Here is a 16,838-nt window from a genome sequence, read left to right as displayed (position 1 = left end):
ATTTTTTTTTTTTATAGGGTGTTTTTTTTTTTTGTCCGTGTGTGTAGAGAACCCCACCTGCGACCGCCGGCCGCCCGAAAAATACACAAAATAAAAAAAAAAGGGGGGGGGCGCCCCCCCCCCCCCCCCCCACTTTCACGGGGAGGTGGCGCGGCTGCAACGCCGCGCCTTACAGCTCTTGCGATGAACGCGCTCGAGCACGCGATCAGGGGTACAGGCCGCGCATTTCGCGCGCCATCAAAATGCGCGTACACGCGACGATAAACGCAGCCGTGCGCACCGAAACCTGCTGCTCGCTCGCCACTTGCCAGACCGCCGCGAACGCTTCGCGCATCACGCGCTCGAGGCGCTGGTTAATCTCGTCTTCGGTCCAGAAGAAGCTGGAGAAGTCCTGCACCCACTCGAAGTAGGAAACCGTCACGCCGCCCGCGTTCGCCACGACGTCCGGAATGATGAGCACGCCCTTGTCGTGGAGGATGTCGTCGGCTGCGGTCGTCGTCGGGCCGTTCGCGCCTTCGACGATGATCTTCGTCTTGATCTTCGGCGCGTTCTGCTCGGTAATCTGCCCTTCGAGCGCGGCCGGGATCAGGATGTCGCTTTCGATGGTCCAGAACTCGTCCTTCGAGACAGGGTCCGCGCCCGCGAAACCGCCGACGCCGCCGTTCTTCGCGACGTGCTCGGCAAGCGCCACCGTATTGATGCCTTTCGAGTTATAGAGCGTGCCGGTGTGATCCTGCACCGCGATCACGCGCGCGCCCGCTTCTTCGAAAAGACGCGCCGCGATGCCGCCGACGTTGCCGAAGCCCTGCACCGCGATGCGCGCGCCTTCGATCTCCAGCCCGACGCGCCGCGCGGCTTCCGTGCCGACGACGAACACCCCGCGTCCCGTCGCTTCCTTGCGGCCGAGCGAGCCGCCGAGCGAGATCGGCTTGCCGGTCACGACGCCCGTTGCCGTCTGGCCCTGGTTCATGGAGTAGGTGTCCATCATCCACGCCATGATCTGCTCGTTCGTGTTCACGTCCGGCGCGGGAATGTCCGTGTTCGGCCCGATGATGATGCCGATCTCGCTCGTGTAGCGGCGCGTCACGCGCTCCAACTCGCCGCGCGACAGCGTGCGCGGATCGACGCGGATGCCGCCCTTCGCGCCGCCGTACGGCACGTTCACCGCCGCGTTCTTCACCGACATCCACGCGGACAGCGCCATGACTTCCGAAAGCGTCACGTCCTGGTGATACCGCACGCCGCCCTTGCCGGGACCGCGCGACGTGTTGTGCTGCACGCGATAGCCTTCGAAGTGCGCGACCGTGCCGTTATCCAGCTCGATCGGGCAATCGACGATCAGAATGCGCTTCGGACGCTTGAGGGTTTCGAGCCAGCGCGAGAGAGAGCCGAGGTACGGCGCCACGCGATCGACCTGCCGCAGATAGTTCCCCCAGGGGCCGAGATCGTCGGCGTGCAAATACGAGGGAATGGCATGGTCAAGCTTCGGAGAGGACATTGATGCTCCAGCGGTTTGTGGAATACGTCAATTGTCGAAAAACGGCGTTTCCAAATCCAATGCCGTTTCCTTATCCGATCATGCGTTTCTTGCATAACCTCCGGAAGCCTTACGCGGCGGACGTTTCCGCCGACGCCTTCAGCAGTTCTTCACCGACTGCGTCCCATAGCGCACGGACGAGCGCCTGGCGCGGATCGTCGCCTTGCGAAGCCATCTTGTCGCGATAGAGGCGGATCTCCATCGTCAACGTGAACTGACCCGCGGGCGTGCCGCGCGTTCCCCGATCGAGCCGGATGAGCCGCCCTTCCTCGACTGCATCTTCCACTGCACTATGCGGCAGGAACGCGACGCCGTGCCCCGCGAGCGCCATCGCTTTGAGACCTTCCGCCATATCCGTTTCATACACTTTGTCGAGATGCAGACGCGCGGGCGCCGTCGCGATGATCACCTCGGTCATGCGGCCGAGGTAAGCGTTGGGCGTGTACGAGAGATACGGCACGGGCGTATCGGCGCTGGCGGGCAGCGTGTAGCGCGCGCGTCCTGCCTTGTTCGGCGCGGAGAACGGGCTGATCGGTTCGAGGCCGAGCGTCAGCATGTCGTAGCGGGCGGGATCGAGCGCGACCGGATGGCTCGGATGGTGATAGCCCATCACGAGGTCGCAGCCGCCTTCGACGAGCGAGAGCACCGCGTCGTGCACGTTGAGCGCGCGCAGCCGCGTGCGGATGCGTCCGAGCCGCGCCTCGATGTGCTGCAGCCAGCGCGGAAAGTAGGTGAGCGAAAGCGTGTGCGGCACCGCGAATTCGATGGTCGCCGCCGGCGCGCCGCCCTGCCCGCGCAAGAGCGTGCGCGCTTCGTGGAACTGCGAGAGCATGGCGAGCGCCTGCTCGTAGAAGACCTGTCCGGCTTGCGTGAGCCGCGTCGGATAGACGGAACGGTCGATCAGTTCAGTGCCGAGCCAGGCTTCGAGCGCCTGGATGCGCCGCGAGAACGCAGGCTGCGTGATATGGCGAAGCTCGGCCGAGCGGCTGAAGCTGCGCGTCTCCGCGAGCGAAACGAAGTCTTCGAGCCATTTGAGTTCCATGCTGGAGTCGCGCCGTGCCGCGCCGGATGCGGGAAGCAGGCATTTTAGCGGGCGCGGGCGCGTCCGATGATTCAAGCCGAGGCCTGCCGCACCACGCGCACGCATGGCGCACGGGCGAGGTGCGGCCTTTCTCTAGGCGCGCTCGCTTGTCCTGCCCGTGCCGAGCCGCGCCCGCATTGAGGCGCGCGGCATCGACGCAAATTGGCATGATGCTTGCAAAAATCCGGGCCGCCGCGAACACAACGCCATAAGCGCGACAGCGCCCCACCCGGAACACTCATGTCCAATCTCATTACATCGCTCAAGAGCGGCAACTGGCGCTCGCTTCTCGCCTGCTTTCTCTACTTCGATACGGGCTTTACCGTCTGGGTGTTGTACGGGCCGCTTGCGCCGTTCATCGGGCGCGACATCACGATGTCGGCGGCGCAACAGGGCTTTCTCGTCGCGGTGCCAGTGCTGGCCGCCGCGATCCTGCGCGTGACGCTCGGCAATCTGTATCAATCGACCGATGGCCGCCGCGTCGCGCTCATGGGCGTGCTGCTCTCGTCGATTCCGTCGATCGTGCTGCCGCTCGTTCCCGGCGTGCCGTCATATGCGCTCTTGCTCGTGCTCGGCGTGTTCCTCGGCATGGGCGGCGCGAGCTTCGCCGTCGCGTTGCCGATGGCGGGCAGCAACTATCCGCCGAAGGTGCAAGGGCTCGTGCTGGGTCTCGCCGCCGCCGGCAACATCGGCGCGGTGCTCGACGGTTTCCTGTTCCCGCATCTGGCCGATGCCTTCGGCTGGAAGGCATCGACCGCCGCCGCGCTGCCGCTGCTCGCGATCACGGCTGCCGCGCTGTTCGCATGGGCATCGGATGCGGGCGAAAAAACCGGCAGCACGTTGCGCGCGCTCGCCAGCTTCGCGGTGACACTCGTGAGCCTCGTCGTGCTCGTGCTCGCGGTGCACGGCGGCGTGTTCGGCGCGGGACGCACGGGCGTCCTGCTGCTGCCGGTGCTCGGCGCGCTCATCGCCATTGCCGTGCTGCCGCGCCGCTATCGCTCCGTGCTCGGCGAACGCGATACGTGGGTCATCATGCTCATCTACAGCATCACGTTCGGCGGCTTCGTCGGCATGTCCTCGTATGTGACGCTGCTGCTGACGTCGCTCTATCAGATGCCGAAGCTCGAAGCCGGGCTCTTCATGTCGCTGCTCGCGTTTCTCGGCGCGATCGTGCGGCCGTTCGGCGGCTATGTCGCGGATCGCGTGACCGGCGTGCGCGCTCTGCTTGTGCTGCTCGCCGTTATCGCCGCCGCCGATTTCGCGTTCGCCATCTGGATGCCGCCGGTCGCGGGCGGGCTCGGCCTGCTCGTGTGCCTGTACATCGCGTTCGGGCTAGGCAACGGCTCGACGTTCCAGCTCGTGCCGCATCGCTGGAAGGGAAAGACCGGGCTGCTGTCCGGCATCGTCGGCGCGGCGGGCGGCATCGGCGGCTTCTATCTGCCGGTGATCATGGGCATTGCGAAGGAAAGCACCGGCAGCTATCAGATGGGCTTTGCGACATTCGGCGTGCTCGCGACCTGCGCATTCGGCGCGCTATTCCTGCTGCGTTCGCAATGGCTGCGGTGGTCGGCAACGTCGTCGCAAGGACACGACGCCGTTGCGATCAACGGCGCACACGCGATGGAATGATGCGGCGATTCATGGCCGGCGATCGCTTTCGATTGCCGGCCAGCGCGCGAAGGCGAAGACCCACAGCACGACCAGGTTCACGATGGGCAGCAGTCCGGTGAGCACCCACCAGCCGGAGTGTCCGGTGCGCTTCACAATGCGCGCGCACGGGTAGATGGTCACCACGCAAAAGAAGATAACGATCAGCCAGTGCCAAATGCTTAAACTTTCCATGCTCGTTCCGCAGTACGCCTAATTAATTCAGCGAGACTATATATCAGCCTCGGATAGCCGCGGTCCGTTCGACCGCGACTTTCAGATTTTTCCTTCAAACCTTCGCCGCATCGTCCCGTTCGACGGCAGGCTCGACCGTCCGCTGCTGCTGCAACGCCCACATCTGCGCAAAGAGCCCGCCCGCCCGGAGCAACTCCGCATGCGTGCCGCGCTCGACCACGCGTCCATGATCCATCACGATGATCTGCTCGGCATGCACGACCGTCGAGAGCCGGTGCGCAATGATGAGCGTCGTCCGCTCGCGGGCGATGGAATCGAGTTCGCGCTGAATGGCGCGCTCCGACTTCGAATCCAGCGCGGATGTCGCTTCGTCGAAGATAAGGATCGGCGGGTTCTTCAACAGCGTGCGCGCAATCGCCACGCGCTGCTTCTCGCCGCCCGACAGCTTCAAACCGCGCTCGCCGACAGTCGTGTCGTAACCCGCCGGCAACGCCTCGATGAAGTCGTGAATATGCGCTGCGCGCGCCGCCGCCATCACTTCTTCGCGGCTCGCAGAAGGCCGTCCATACGCGATGTTGTAGTAGATCGAATCGTTGAAGAGCACGGTGTCCTGCGGCACGATGCCGATGGACGCGCGCAGCGAATCCTGCGTCACATCGCGAATGTCCTGCCCGTCGATGACGATGCGCCCGCCCGTCGCGCGGTCCAGGTCGTAGAAGCGAAAAAGCAGCCGCCCGAGCGTGGATTTGCCCGAGCCGCTATGGCCGACGACAGCGGTCGTCGTGCCCGCCGCGATGGTGAAATCGACGTTATGCAGAATCTGCCGCGCGGGTTCATACGCGAAGCTCACGTTCTCGAAACGCACCTCGCCGCCTGTCACGTCGAGCGGCGGGGCATTTGGCGCATCCGGCACTTCGCGGCCCGCGCCGAGCAGCGTGAACATGCGGTCCATGTCGGTCAGCGCCTGCTTCAATTCGCGATACACCACGCCGAGAAAATTCAGCGGAATATAAAGCTGCAACATGAACGTGTTGATGAGCACGAGATCGCCGAGCGTGAGCCGCCCCGCCATCACGCCCTGCGTCGCGCGCCAGAGAATAAACACGAGCCCGAGGCCGATGATCGTCTGCTGCCCGAAGTTCAGCATCGAAAGCGACCGCTGCGATTTGATCGCGGCCGCGCGGTAACGCTGCAGATTCTCGTCGTAGCGGCGCGTTTCCCATTCTTCGTTGCCGAAGTACTTCACCGTCTCGTAGTTGAGCAGGGAATCGATGGCGCGCGAATTGGCCTTCGAATCGAGCTCGTTCATCGTGCGTCGATAGTGCGTGCGCCACTCCGTCACTTTCACCGTGAACGCGATATACGTGCAGAGCGCGATGAACGTGACGATCGCGTAATACGCCTCGTACTTCGTCACGAAGAACGCGAGCACGAGCCCGACTTCAACGAGCGTCGGCAATATGCTGTACAGCGAATACGAGACGAGTTGCTGAATGCCGCGCGTGCCGCGCTCGATGTCGCGCGACATGCCGCCCGTCTGCCGCTCCAGATGAAAGCGCAGCGACAGCGAATGCAGATGCCGAAACACCTTCAGCGCAAGTTGGCGCACGGCGCTTTCGGTCACTTTGGCGAAGAGCAGTTCGCGCAGTTCGGTGAAGAGCGAAGTCGACAGCCGCACGCCCGCATACGCGATCACGAGCAGCCCGATGCCGCCGATGAGCACGATGCCCGGCGCATCATGCGCGCGGCCGAGCGCGGTGAGATGCTGCACCGAGGCGAGGCTATCGACGATGCGCTTCATCACGATCGGCACGCCGAGATTGGCGACCTTCGCGCCGATCAGGCACGTCAGCGCGAACGCGACGCGCCATTTGTAAGTGGTGAGATAAGGCAGCAGCGAGCGGATCGTCTGCCAGTCGTTGCGCGGACCTTGTGCGACCGGACCGGGCTCGGTGTTGGAATAGCGGCGCATGTATTGAAGTGGAGAGGGCGCGTCGCGCGCGGCGCGGGGACGCCTTTTGCTAGTCTTTAAGCGGGCGCACGCGGGCGCGCGCTTCCCGTACAATTTGCCGAAGGCCGGGGCGCCCAAGGGGCGGGCTATCCTTCGGCCTATTCTTATAACTCATGCATTGTCGCAGAAGGATCAGGGCCACGCTCGCGGCCATCCTCTGCACGCAACGACGACGTCAACCGGGACCCTTTCATGCCGCAAGATTCCAAGCTACCTCAGAAACCCGTCGCGCTGCGCGTGGTGCCGCAACCTGCCGACGCGAACGTGCACGGCGACGTCTTCGGCGGCTGGATCATGGCGCAAGTCGACATCGCCGGCTCCATCCCGGCGAGCCGGCGCGCGAACGGCCGCGTCGCGACCATCGCGGTCAATTCGTTTCTCTTCAAGCAGCCGGTATTCGTCGGGGATCTGTTGAGCTTCTACGCGGATATCGTGAAGACCGGCAATACGTCGATCACCATTTCCGTCGAAGTCTTCGCGCAGCGCATGAGTCTCGCGGAGGAAGTCGTCAAGGTGACGGAAGCGACGCTCACCTATGTCGCCACCGACCACGACCGCCGCCCGCGCGCCCTGCCTCCGCTTGACTGAACGCGCTCAGTTCACCAGCACGCCGTGCCGCAGCAGGCCGGGAATGGCTTCCTGCGGCATCGGACGCGAGAACAGAAAGCCCTGCATCTCGTCGCAATCGCGCTCGCGCAGGAATTCGTGCTGCGCCGGCGTCTCGACGCCTTCCGCGATCACCTGCAATTCCAGCGAATGCGCGAGCGCGATGATCGCGGAGGTGATCGTTTCGTCGTCGCCGGACGAGCCGATATCCGCGACGAAGGACCGGTCGATCTTCAGCCGATGCACCGGGAACCGCTTGAGGTACGACAGGCTCGAATAGCCGGTGCCGAAGTCGTCGATGGCAATGCCGATGCCGAGCGCCGATAGCTCGGAGAGCATCATCACGGCGTCCTCGGCGTTGCGCATGATCGCGCTTTCGGTCAGTTCGAGCTCCAGATAATGCGGCGCAAGCCCCGTTTCGGCGAGCACGGACGTGACGAGCGTCGCGATATCGCGCTGCTGGAAATGTCGCGCGGACAGATTCACCGACACGCGCGCGGGCGGCAGCCCCGCGTCCTGCCACGCCTTGTTCTGACGGCACGCCTCGCGCAACACCCATTCCGACAGCGGCCCGATCAGTCCGCACTCTTCCGCGACCGGAATGAACGCGGCCGGCGACACGAGCCCTTGCTCCGGATCGCGCCAGCGCACCAGCGCCTCGATGCCGACGATCGCGCCCGTCGCCATATCGACTTGCGGCTGATAGTGCAGCAGGAATTCGCCGTCGCGCAGACCGCGCCGCAGACGCCGCTCCATATCCAGCCGCGCGCCGACGCTCGCGTTCATCTCGGGCTGATAGAACTGATACGTGTTGCGGCCCATGTCCTTCGCGCGATACATCGCGAGATCGGCTTTCTTCAGCACGGTTTCGGCGTCGTCGCCGTCTTGCGGGAAGACGCTCGCGCCCATGCTGCAACCGACATAGAGTTCCGTTTCGTCGAGCCAGATCGGCTCGGAGATCGTCGCGCGCGTGCGCTCCATCCACGCGATGAGCGCGGCTTCGTCGGCCAGATCCGGCAGCACGATCACGAACTCGTCGCCGCCATGACGCGCCACCGTATCGCCCGAACGCGCCGAGCGCGCGAGCCGCTCGCCGATCACCGCGAGCAGCCTGTCGCCGACGCTGTGTCCGAGGCTGTCGTTCACGTTCTTGAAGCCGTCGAGGTCCATGAACACGACCGCGATCCGCGAGTTGCGCCGCCGCGCCTCATCGATCGCATGTTGAAGGCGGTCGCGCAGCAGGTTGCGGTTGGGCAGGCGCGTGAGCGTGTCGTAATTCGCCTGATATTCGAGCTGTTCCTGATAGTTCATCAGGTCGGTCACGTCGTTGATGATGCCGATGTGATGCGTCGTGTGCCCTTGCGCGTTCGGCACGGGCGCGACGAACAACTGGTTCCAGAAAAGCCCGCCGTCCTTGCGGTAGTTGCGCAGCACGACGCTCGCTTCCGCGTTCACGGCGAGCGCGCGGCGAATCGACGTGAGCCCTTCCTGCTCGCCGTCCGGGCCATGCAGGAAGCGGCAATCGCGGCCGATCACTTCGCTCGGGTCATAGCCCGTGATGCGCTTGAACGCCGGATTCGCATACTCGATCACGTGCGCGCCGTTCACGACGCCGGTGATGAGAATAGCGTTCACGCTCGCATCCAGCGCGCGGCTTTGCAGACGCAACGCGAGTTCGGCACGCTTGCGGTCGGTTACGTCGTGATAGGAGCCGAGCACGCCGATGGTCGCGCCTTCGCCGTCCATCAGCGGCAGCTTGCTGATGACGACCGTATGCAGCGTGTCGCCGACGAGCACGTCGTGCTCGTGGTGCATCTTCGGCACGGTGGTCAGAACCACTTCCTGATCGTCGGCGCGGATCACGTCGGCCGCGGCGCTCCACGGCAGTTCGTAATCCGTCTTGCCGACGATCTGCTCGTTGTACGCGAGTCCCGCGTCGCGGGCGAAGGCGTTGTTGCAGCCGAGATAGCGCAGATCGCGGTCCTTCCAGAACACGCGCTGCGGAATGTTGTCGATGATCGTTTCGAGCATCTCGTTCGAGCGGCGCGCCTCGGCTTCCGCGTTGATGCGGTCGGTCACGTCGTTCGCCAGCATGAAGAGGCCCGGCCGGTTCGAATACGTCAGCGCGTGATGCGAGACGTCCGCGCTGATAGTCGCGCCATCGCGATGCCGGTAACGCCACACGCCGCCCGAACGCTGGCCGCGCGTCGCGCGCTTCCCCGCTTCGCCCGTCTCGCCTTCGCTGCGCGCAAGCCGCGCGGCGAAACGGTCGAAGTCGTCGGCGACGTGCAGATCGCGCAGCGTCATCTCCATGAACTCGGCTTCCGAGTAGCCGAAATGCTCGCGCGCCGCCGGGTTCACGGCGACGAAGCGCATGGTGTCGCGATCGACGATCCACATCGGCACCGGATGCGCCTCGAACATGCTGCGAAAGCGCTCGTTGCTGCGATGCTTCGCCCGCGCGACGCCGATCTTCTCGCGCGCCGAACGCTCGTGAGTCACGAAGAGCGTGATGAGCGCGCCGCTGCCGAGCAACATCGTGAACGCGAGCAGCAGCATGGCGCCGCCCGATGCCTGCGCGGAGCGGTCGAGCGCCGCCGTGGTCGCCGTGTCGATGCGGTCTCGCAGCGCCGCGAGTGCATCGTCGAGCGCCTGCTGGTCTTCGGAGAGCAGCACGAACGCGGTGTCGGCCCAGGCGCGCGATTCATCGGCGCTTGCGCGGTGTGTGCGCTCGTCGGCCAGGTTTGCGTCGGAGCGCATGGCGGCCGCGCGCGCGGCGAGCGCATCGAAGGCGTCGCCTGCACCGGGTTGCATCGCGATTTGCGCGCGCAGCCCGCTTTCGAGCGCGTCGAGATGCTTCTCTCGCGCTTCGTGCTGCGCGGCCGGCTCGGCGATGCCCGTCGCCTCGAAGCGGCTCAGTTGCGTGAGCGCCTCGCCGAGCGCCCCGCGATACGCGGCGAGGTCGCGCATCAGGCTCATTGAGCGGAGCGTGCTCGCGTTGGTCGCGCGAAGTTCGACGATTCCCTGACACGCGACGAATGCGTTCGCGCCGAGCGCGGCCAGCACGACGGCGACGTTCACGAGGAATCGCCCGGAGAGGAAACGAGTCATGAGCGGCAAGCGGTTCCTTTGCTGCGGTGGCCGCGCCGCGAGCGTCATGCCCGGCGCGCGCCCACGCAAAAGCGCGGCGCGAACCGGCAGGCTCGCACCGCGATTGATGGATAACGCGGATAACGGCAGCTTTCGCGCGGGCTTGAGGGCTGCCCGCGAAAATCAGCCGCTCATGACGCGCATACGCTCATTCGGCGAGACCGAACTCGCGCATGGCGGGCAGGAAGTCGTGATTGAGTTTGTCGGTGTTGCGCGAGAGCTTGGCGAGCGCGTAACGCTGAAAGCGGTCGAGCGCGGCCCAGCGCGAGAGGCTCGGCGCGCTCAGGCCCGCCAAGCTGCTCTGGCGGATGACGGCTTCGGGCACGGCGTCGGCGTGGGCCCAGACCGGATCGGCGTCGCGCTCGATTTTTTCCGGCGCGGCATTCGCATGCGTCTTCAGCATTTCCTCGAGCGCGAGATCGAAGTTCTTCTCCAGCTCGATATCGTCTTCGACCGGAAAACGCGCGAGCAGCACGCGATCGTCATACGGAAGCATCTGCCATTGATCGAGCGTGATGCGCATGCCGAAGCGGTCGAGGTTGAAGCGTACCGAGAGCGGAATGAAGCGCAGATTGTCCGAGGATTCGATCTCGAACCCGAAGAGACGAGCGGTATCGTAAAGTCCCATGGCGTAGCCTCATTTGAGTGAGGGGCGCGCGCCGGCGCGCATCGCCCGCTTAAGTTATTGTAGGGCTTGGTACTGGGCTGAAACCGTGCAAGCAGCAGGTTGAGTCAGCAATGCTCATACCCGGACCATGCAGTGTAGGGAGAACAAGGTGGACCCACTGGAAACTGAAGAGCAGCCGGGCTATGTCGAACGGCGCGTGAGAAGACATCGCGGCGGAGAAAGCGCCGTCGCAAACGATAACGTCGGACAGGAATGGCCCGTCGCGCTGGTCTATAACGGCATCTCGCACGCGGTGATGATGTGTACGCCGCGCGATCTCGAAGCGTTCGCCGTGGGCTTCTCGTTGACCGAAGGCATTGTCGAGCGTGGCAGCGATATTCACGACATCGAAGTCTATTACCGCGACGACGGTCACGCGCTGCCGCATGCCGAAGTGCATCTGCAAGTCGTGCAGCAGGCATTCGCGTCGCTGAAGGACAAGCGCCGCGCGCTCGCGGGGCGCACGGGCTGCGGCGTGTGCGGCATCGAGAGCATCGACTTGCTGGATCTTCAGCCGGAGCGCGTGCCGGATACCGGCTTTCTGGCGCGCGTCGCGCCCGATGCCATCGAGCGCGCGGCTCGCGAACTGCCGGCGCATCAGCGCTTGACGAAGCTCACCGGCGGACTGCATGCCGCCGCCTGGTGCGATGAGACCGGCGCCGTGCGGTATGCGTTCGAAGACGTCGGCCGTCATAACGCGCTGGACAAGCTCATCGGAGAACTCGTGCTGCGACGCGAGAACACGACGCAGGGCTTCGTGTTTCTGTCGAGCCGCGCGAGCTATGAACTCGTGCGCAAGTCGGCGCGCGTCGGCGTGCCGATGGTCGCGACTATCTCCGCGCCGACGTCGCTCGCTATTGCCATCGCGAAGCAGGCGGGGTTGCGGCTCGTGAGTTTTGCGCGGGAGGCGGGGTTCGTGGAGTATGAGGTGGAGTGAGACGTGGAGTGAAGGCGGCGCTCACTGACCGCCGCACGACACGTCGCCTTCCTTGCAGTGCAACTGCGCGGCGAGATGCGCGGTTTGCTCTCGCGTCAGCTTTTCGACGCACATCGCGTTTTCCATCGAATTGATGCTGCCGCCGCGCGTGCCCATGGTGTCGAACGTGCATTGCGCATCGCGCCATGCGAGCCACGCGCGCTGCGCCTTGCGTAATTGCTCCGCGCCGTCTTTGCTCACCTTCGTCAGCAGCGTGCGGTACGTGTCGTTGAGCTTTTGATCGGCGGCTTTGAATTCGCGGCCCACGCACTCGTCCATCGCCATTTGCGTACTCGCGTTGTTCATGCACGCCGACGAGTCCGCCCACGCGGGCACGGGCGCACAGACAAGGGTTGCGAGAAGAAACGGTACGAGTCGCATGAAACGTGTCTCCGCGTGAACGGCATTGGCTGCGTGCCGCTTCTTCAGCGGCACGGCATTACTGAAACCGGCTGAAATCCGCCTTCCGCTTCTCCAGAAACGCCGCAAACGCCTCGCGCGCCTCCGGCCCTTCGAGCATCCGCGAAAAATGCGCCGCCTCTTCTTCCATGCGCGCGGCCACTTCGTTGCGTTGCTCGTTCTTCATCAGCGCCTTCGTCGTTTTGAGCGATGACGCCGGCAGCGCCGCCAACCGTCTCGCTCGCTCGAAAGCAAACGCATCGAGTTCCGCGGCATCGATCGCGCCGTTGACGAAGCCCATGCTGATCGCTTCGTTCACGTCGAACGCCTCGCCGAGCAGCAGCTTTTCCGCCGCCCGCTGATAACCCGCGATGCGCGGCAAGAGCAGACTCGACGCCGCCTCCGGACACAGCCCGAGCTGCACGAACGGCAGCGAGAACTTGGCGTTCTTCGCGGCGTAGACGATATCGCAGTGCAAAAGCATCGTCGTGCCGATGCCGACCGCCACGCCCGATACCGCCGCGACCACCGGCTTAGGCATGCCGCTCAGGCGTCGCAGGAACTGGAACACGGGCGCATCGAGATTCTTCGGCGGATCGTTCAGGAAGTCTTCCAGATCGTTGCCCGCGCTGAACGCGCCGCCGTTGCCGCGCAGCAGCACCGCGCGCACCGTCGGGTCGTTTTCCGCTTCGTACAGGCCGTCGGCCATTTCCTGATACATGGCCGCCGTGATGGCGTTCTTCTTCTCGGCGCGATTCAAGACGATGCTCAACACGCCTTGCGCACGTTCGATGACGATATCCATGCGGCGTCTCCTCTTGTTGTTGGCCCGCGAGCGAAGCCGCCCGCGGGCCGCCCGATTACATCCGCTCTAAAATGCCCGCTGCGCCCATGCCGGTGCCGACGCACATCGTCACCATGCCGTACTTCAGATTGCGGCGGCGCAGGCCGTGGATCACCGTCGCGGAACGGATCGCGCCCGTCGCGCCGAGCGGATGCCCGAGCGCGATCGCGCCGCCGAGCGGGTTCAGCTTCGACGTGTCGAGGCCGAGGTCGTTGATCACCGCGAGCGATTGCGCCGCGAACGCTTCGTTCAGTTCGATCCAGTCGAGGTCGTCCTGCGTCAGACCCGCGTTCTTCAGCGCAGCCGGAATCGCCTCCTTCGGCCCGATGCCCATGATTTCCGGCGGCACGCCGCGCACCGCGAAGCTCACGAAGCGCGCGAGCGGCGTCAGATTGAACTGCTTCAGTATTTTTTCCGACACCACGATCAGCGCGCCCGCGCCGTCCGACGTCTGCGAGCTATTGCCCGCCGTCACCGATCCGTTGTTGGCGAACACGGGGCGCAGTTTCGCGAGCGTGTCGAGCGACGTGTCCGCGCGCGGGCCTTCGTCGAACGCGATCTCGCGCGCATTCACGCGCACTTCGCCGGATGCGAGGTCCGGGAAACGTTCGTCGAGCGTGTAGGCTGTGATCTCATCGGCGAATTCGCCCGACTGCTGCGCGGCCAGCGCCTTGCGATGCGACTCCACCGCGAACGCGTCCTGCGCCTCGCGGCTCACCTTCCAGCGTTCCGCGACGCGCTCGGCCGTCAGACCCATGCCGTACGCGATGCCGATGTCCTCGCTGCGCTCGAAGATATGCGGCGACAGCGACGGCTTGTTGCCCATCATCGGCACCATGCTCATCGACTCGCAGCCGCCCGCGAGAATCGCATCGGCCTCGCCGACGCGAATGCGGTCCGCCGCCATCGCGAGCGCGGTGAGACCCGACGCGCAGAAGCGGTTCACGGTGACGCCGCCGACCGTCTGCGGCAGCCCGGCGAGCAGCGCGCCCATGCGCGCGACGTTCAGGCCCTGCTCGGCTTCGGGAATCGCGCAGCCGACGATGGCGTCTTCGATCACGCCGGTATCCAGCCCCGGCACCTGCGCGACCGCAGATTTGATCGCGTGGACGAGCAGCTCATCCGGGCGCGTGTTCCTGAACACGCCGCGCGGCGCCTTGCCGATCGGCGTGCGGCTCGCGGCAACGATATATGCTTCCTGCAATTGTTTGCTCATAACCAGCTCCGATAGTCCGCGCGCTCAGTTGCGAACCGGCTTGCCGGTCTGCAACATGCCCATGATCCGTTCCTGCGTCTTCTGCGTGCCGAGCAGTTCGATGAACGCGCGGCGCTCCAGCCCAAGCAGCCATTCCTCGTCGACGAGACTGCCGCCTTCCACGTCGCCGCCGCACACCACTTCCGCGATACGGCTCGCAATCAGGAAGTCGTGATCACTGATGAAGCGGCCGTCGCGCATGTTGACCAGCGACGCCTTGATGGTCGACAGCGCCGAGCGGCCCGCGACCGGAATCTGCTTCGCGCGCAGCGGCGCGCGGTAGCCGGAATCCGCAAGCGCGCGCGCTTCCTTCTTCGCGATGTCGAGCAGCTCGTGCACGTTGAAGACGATGGTGTCCGACGGCTTCAGATAGCCCATCGCGCGTGCTTCGAGCGCCGAGCCGGAGACCTTCGCCATCGCCGCGTTTTCGAACGGCTTCTGCAGGAACTTGAGCAGATCGCTCGTCGCATTGACGGCGCTCGCGGCTTCGGCCGCGCGCAACGCGGCTTCCTTCAGCCCGCCGCCCGCCGGCACGAGACCCACGCCCACTTCCACGAGTCCGATATAGCTTTCGACATGCGCGACGCGCTTGGCCGAATGCAGCATCAGTTCGCAGCCGCCGCCGAGCGCAATGCCGGACACGGCGCAGACCACCGGCACGTTCGCGTACTTCACGCGCATCATGCTGTCCTGAAACTTCTTGACGAACGGCTCGATGCCCTTCGCGCCGCCCATCATGAACGCGGGCATGGCCTCTTCGAGATTCGCGCCCGCCGAGAACGGACCGCCCGGCGCGCCGAGCGTAAGCGAAGTGGGCTGCCAGATCACCACGCCGCGATACTCCTTCTCCGCGAGTTCGATGGCTTGCGTGAGGCCGTCGAGCACGCCGGGACCGATGGTGTTCATCTTCGTCTTGAACGAGACGATGACCACATCGCCATTAGCGCCGTCGTCGCGATCGAGCCAGGCGCGCACGCTGTCGGTTTCGAAGAGCGTCTTGCCGAAGGTCTTCGGGTCGGCGCCGCTTTCACCGACGAGCGGCGCGCGGAACACTTGCTTCTGGTAGACCGGCAGCGTCGAACGCGCGACGAAACGGCGAGCCTGCGGCGACCACGAGCCTTCGTTCGTGTGCACGCCGCCCTTCTCGGCGACGGCGCCGTCGAGCACCCAGGCGGGCAGCGGCGCTTTGGAGAGCGCCTTGCCCGCGTCGATGTCTTCCTGCACCCATTGCGCGACTTGCTGCCAGCCCGCCGCCTGCCAGCTTTCGAACGGGCCCTGGTTCCAGCCGAAGCCCCAGCGGATCGCGAGATCGACATCGCGCGCGTTATCCGCGATGGATTCCAGATGCACCGCGATGTAATGGAACACGTCGCGGAAAATCGCCCAGAGGAATTGCGCCTGCTTGTTGTCGGTTTCGCGCAGGAGCTTGAGGCGCTCGGCGGGCGGGCGCTTCAGAATGCGGCCGACGAGTTCGTCCGCCTTCGCGCCCGCCTCGACGTATTGCGCCGTCTGCGGGTCGAGCACCTTGATCGCCTTGCCTTCCTTGCGATAGAAGCCCGCGCCCGTTTTCTGCCCGAGCGCGCCGTTCTTCACCAGTTCGGCAAGCACGGGCGGCGTCGCGTAGACCGGGAAGAACGGATCGTCCGGCAAGTTGTCCTGCATCGTCTTGATGACGTGCGCCATCGTGTCGAGACCGACGACATCCGCCGTGCGGAACGTCGCGGACTTCGCGCGGCCGAGGCGAGCGCCGGTCAGGTCGTCGACTTCGTCGAAACGCAGGCCGAACTTCTGGCTCTCGGCGATCACCGCGAGAATCGAGAACACGCCCACGCGATTCGCGATGAAGTTCGGCGTGTCCTTCGCGCGCACGACGCCCTTGCCGATGGCGCTCGTCAGGAAGGTTTCGAGCTGGTCGAGAATCTCCGGCTTCGTCGATTCCGTCGGAATCAGTTCGACCAGATGCATGTAACGCGGCGGGTTGAAGAAGTGCACGCCGCAGAAACGCGCCTTGAGTTCATCGGAGAAACCGTGCGACAACTCGGTGATCGACAAGCCCGAGGTATTGCTCGCGAAGATGGCGTGCGGCGCGATGTGCGGCGAGACCTTCTTGTACAGGTCGTGCTTCCAGTCCATGCGCTCGGCGATGGCTTCGATCACGAGATCGCATTCCGCAAGGCGGGCGATGTCGTCTTCGTAGTTCGCGGGCTCGATGTACTGCGCGTCGTCCTTCATGCCGAGCGGCGCGGGCGAGAGCTTCTTCAGATTCTCGATGGCCTTGAGCGCGATGCCGTTCTTCGGGCCTTCCTTCGCGGGAAGGTCGAAGAGCAGCACGGGCACGCGCGCGTTGATGAGGTGCGCGGCGATCTGCGCGCCCATCACGCCTGCGCCGAGCACGGCGACTTTGCGGATGTTCAGGGTGCTCACGGGAAAGCCTCCGTATGAGTGGTGCTTGTCTGCCCGCAGCGCAGTC

General features: G+C 64.9%; 13 protein-coding genes. 3 read left to right on the top strand and 10 right to left on the bottom strand.

The window, feature by feature from the left end; genetic code table 11:
- Positions 1-205: 205 nt before the first annotated feature.
- Complete coding sequence (locus tag NCR35_RS03020; protein WP_250532984.1) at positions 206-1,498, bottom strand: Glu/Leu/Phe/Val family dehydrogenase; 1,293 nt, start codon at positions 1,496-1,498, stop codon at positions 206-208.
- A gap of 109 nt (positions 1,499-1,607) precedes the next feature.
- The gene (locus tag NCR35_RS03015; protein WP_250532983.1) at positions 1,608-2,579 is read right to left on the bottom strand and encodes a LysR substrate-binding domain-containing protein; all 972 of its coding nucleotides are present in this window, start codon (positions 2,577-2,579) and stop codon (positions 1,608-1,610) included.
- Positions 2,580-2,858: 279 nt separating this feature from the next.
- Between NCR35_RS03015 and NCR35_RS03010 the strand changes: the two genes are divergently transcribed.
- Positions 2,859-4,247 (top strand): MFS transporter, encoded by a 1,389-nt coding sequence (locus tag NCR35_RS03010; protein WP_250532982.1) that lies wholly within the window; start codon positions 2,859-2,861, stop codon positions 4,245-4,247.
- A gap of 9 nt (positions 4,248-4,256) precedes the next feature.
- On the opposite strand, the gene NCR35_RS03005 is transcribed toward NCR35_RS03010, so the two are convergent.
- Both NCR35_RS03005 and NCR35_RS03000 read right to left on the bottom strand, forming a co-directional pair.
- On the bottom strand, positions 4,257-4,460 hold the full coding sequence (locus tag NCR35_RS03005) for a DUF805 domain-containing protein (protein ID WP_250532981.1): 204 nt from the start codon (positions 4,458-4,460) through the stop codon (positions 4,257-4,259).
- Positions 4,461-4,554: 94 nt separating this feature from the next.
- Positions 4,555-6,432: an ABCB family ABC transporter ATP-binding protein/permease gene (locus NCR35_RS03000; protein WP_250532980.1), complete on the bottom strand. Its 1,878-nt coding sequence runs from the start codon at positions 6,430-6,432 to the stop codon at positions 4,555-4,557.
- Positions 6,433-6,663: 231 nt separating this feature from the next.
- On the opposite strand from NCR35_RS03000, the gene NCR35_RS02995 reads away from it, so the two are divergent.
- Positions 6,664-7,059, top strand: a complete 396-nt coding sequence (locus tag NCR35_RS02995) for an acyl-CoA thioesterase (protein ID WP_175939432.1) — start codon at positions 6,664-6,666, stop codon at positions 7,057-7,059.
- A 6-nt stretch (positions 7,060-7,065) separates the two neighbouring features.
- Here NCR35_RS02995 and NCR35_RS02990 read toward each other — a convergent pair whose 3' ends face one another.
- Positions 7,066-10,188 (bottom strand): sensor domain-containing protein, encoded by a 3,123-nt coding sequence (locus NCR35_RS02990; RefSeq protein WP_250532979.1) that lies wholly within the window; start codon positions 10,186-10,188, stop codon positions 7,066-7,068.
- A gap of 187 nt (positions 10,189-10,375) precedes the next feature.
- Positions 10,376-10,855: a nitrate reductase associated protein gene (locus tag NCR35_RS02985; RefSeq protein ID WP_250532978.1), complete on the bottom strand. Its 480-nt coding sequence runs from the start codon at positions 10,853-10,855 to the stop codon at positions 10,376-10,378.
- Positions 10,856-11,003: 148 nt separating this feature from the next.
- On the opposite strand from NCR35_RS02985, the gene fdhD reads away from it, so the two are divergent.
- Entirely contained in the window at positions 11,004-11,831 is an 828-nt protein-coding gene (gene fdhD, locus NCR35_RS02980; RefSeq protein WP_244847865.1) for a formate dehydrogenase accessory sulfurtransferase FdhD, read from the top strand.
- A gap of 21 nt (positions 11,832-11,852) precedes the next feature.
- Here the strand turns inward: fdhD and NCR35_RS02975 are convergent, their stop codons facing one another.
- From NCR35_RS02975 to NCR35_RS02960, 4 genes are read right to left on the bottom strand one after another with little or no spacing between them, the layout of a single operon-like run.
- Positions 11,853-12,251, bottom strand: a complete 399-nt coding sequence (locus NCR35_RS02975) for a lysozyme inhibitor LprI family protein (protein ID WP_250532977.1) — start codon at positions 12,249-12,251, stop codon at positions 11,853-11,855.
- Between the two features lie 58 nt (positions 12,252-12,309).
- A complete protein-coding gene (locus tag NCR35_RS02970) occupies positions 12,310-13,074 on the bottom strand; it encodes an enoyl-CoA hydratase (RefSeq protein ID WP_250532976.1) in 765 nt (254 codons plus the stop codon).
- 55 nt (positions 13,075-13,129) lie between these two features.
- Positions 13,130-14,329: an acetyl-CoA C-acyltransferase gene (locus NCR35_RS02965; RefSeq protein ID WP_250532975.1), complete on the bottom strand. Its 1,200-nt coding sequence runs from the start codon at positions 14,327-14,329 to the stop codon at positions 13,130-13,132.
- A 24-nt stretch (positions 14,330-14,353) separates the two neighbouring features.
- Positions 14,354-16,792 carry a 3-hydroxyacyl-CoA dehydrogenase/enoyl-CoA hydratase family protein gene (locus NCR35_RS02960; RefSeq protein ID WP_250532974.1) on the bottom strand — a complete coding sequence of 813 codons (2,439 nt, stop codon included), beginning with the start codon at positions 16,790-16,792 and terminating at the stop codon, positions 14,354-14,356.
- Positions 16,793-16,838 lie beyond the last annotated feature (46 nt).

Origin of the sequence: Caballeronia sp. AZ10_KS36 (genome assembly GCF_023631105.1) — a bacterium.
Taxonomy (GTDB): domain Bacteria; phylum Pseudomonadota; class Gammaproteobacteria; order Burkholderiales; family Burkholderiaceae; genus Caballeronia.
Note: the sequence above shows the minus strand (reverse complement) of the source record. Positions and strands in the feature narration are given on the sequence as shown.

What these genes read in the sequence shown, in the direction of transcription:
- NCR35_RS03020 (WP_250532984.1), bottom strand. Translation starts at nt 1,498, where the DNA reads ATGTCCTCTCCGAAGCTTGACCATGCCATTCCCTCGTATTTGCACGCC.
- NCR35_RS03015 (WP_250532983.1), bottom strand. Translation starts at nt 2,579, where the DNA reads ATGGAACTCAAATGGCTCGAAGACTTCGTTTCGCTCGCGGAGACGCGC.
- NCR35_RS02985 (WP_250532978.1), bottom strand. Translation starts at nt 10,855, where the DNA reads ATGGGACTTTACGATACCGCTCGTCTCTTCGGGTTCGAGATCGAATCC.
- NCR35_RS03000 (WP_250532980.1), bottom strand. Translation starts at nt 6,432, where the DNA reads ATGCGCCGCTATTCCAACACCGAGCCCGGTCCGGTCGCACAAGGTCCG.
- NCR35_RS02975 (WP_250532977.1), bottom strand. Translation starts at nt 12,251, where the DNA reads ATGCGACTCGTACCGTTTCTTCTCGCAACCCTTGTCTGTGCGCCCGTG.
- NCR35_RS02995 (WP_175939432.1), top strand. Translation starts at nt 6,664, where the DNA reads ATGCCGCAAGATTCCAAGCTACCTCAGAAACCCGTCGCGCTGCGCGTG.
- NCR35_RS03010 (WP_250532982.1), top strand. Translation starts at nt 2,859, where the DNA reads ATGTCCAATCTCATTACATCGCTCAAGAGCGGCAACTGGCGCTCGCTT.
- NCR35_RS02965 (WP_250532975.1), bottom strand. Translation starts at nt 14,329, where the DNA reads ATGAGCAAACAATTGCAGGAAGCATATATCGTTGCCGCGAGCCGCACG.
- NCR35_RS03005 (WP_250532981.1), bottom strand. Translation starts at nt 4,460, where the DNA reads ATGGAAAGTTTAAGCATTTGGCACTGGCTGATCGTTATCTTCTTTTGC.
- NCR35_RS02990 (WP_250532979.1), bottom strand. Translation starts at nt 10,188, where the DNA reads ATGACTCGTTTCCTCTCCGGGCGATTCCTCGTGAACGTCGCCGTCGTG.
- NCR35_RS02970 (WP_250532976.1), bottom strand. Translation starts at nt 13,074, where the DNA reads ATGGATATCGTCATCGAACGTGCGCAAGGCGTGTTGAGCATCGTCTTG.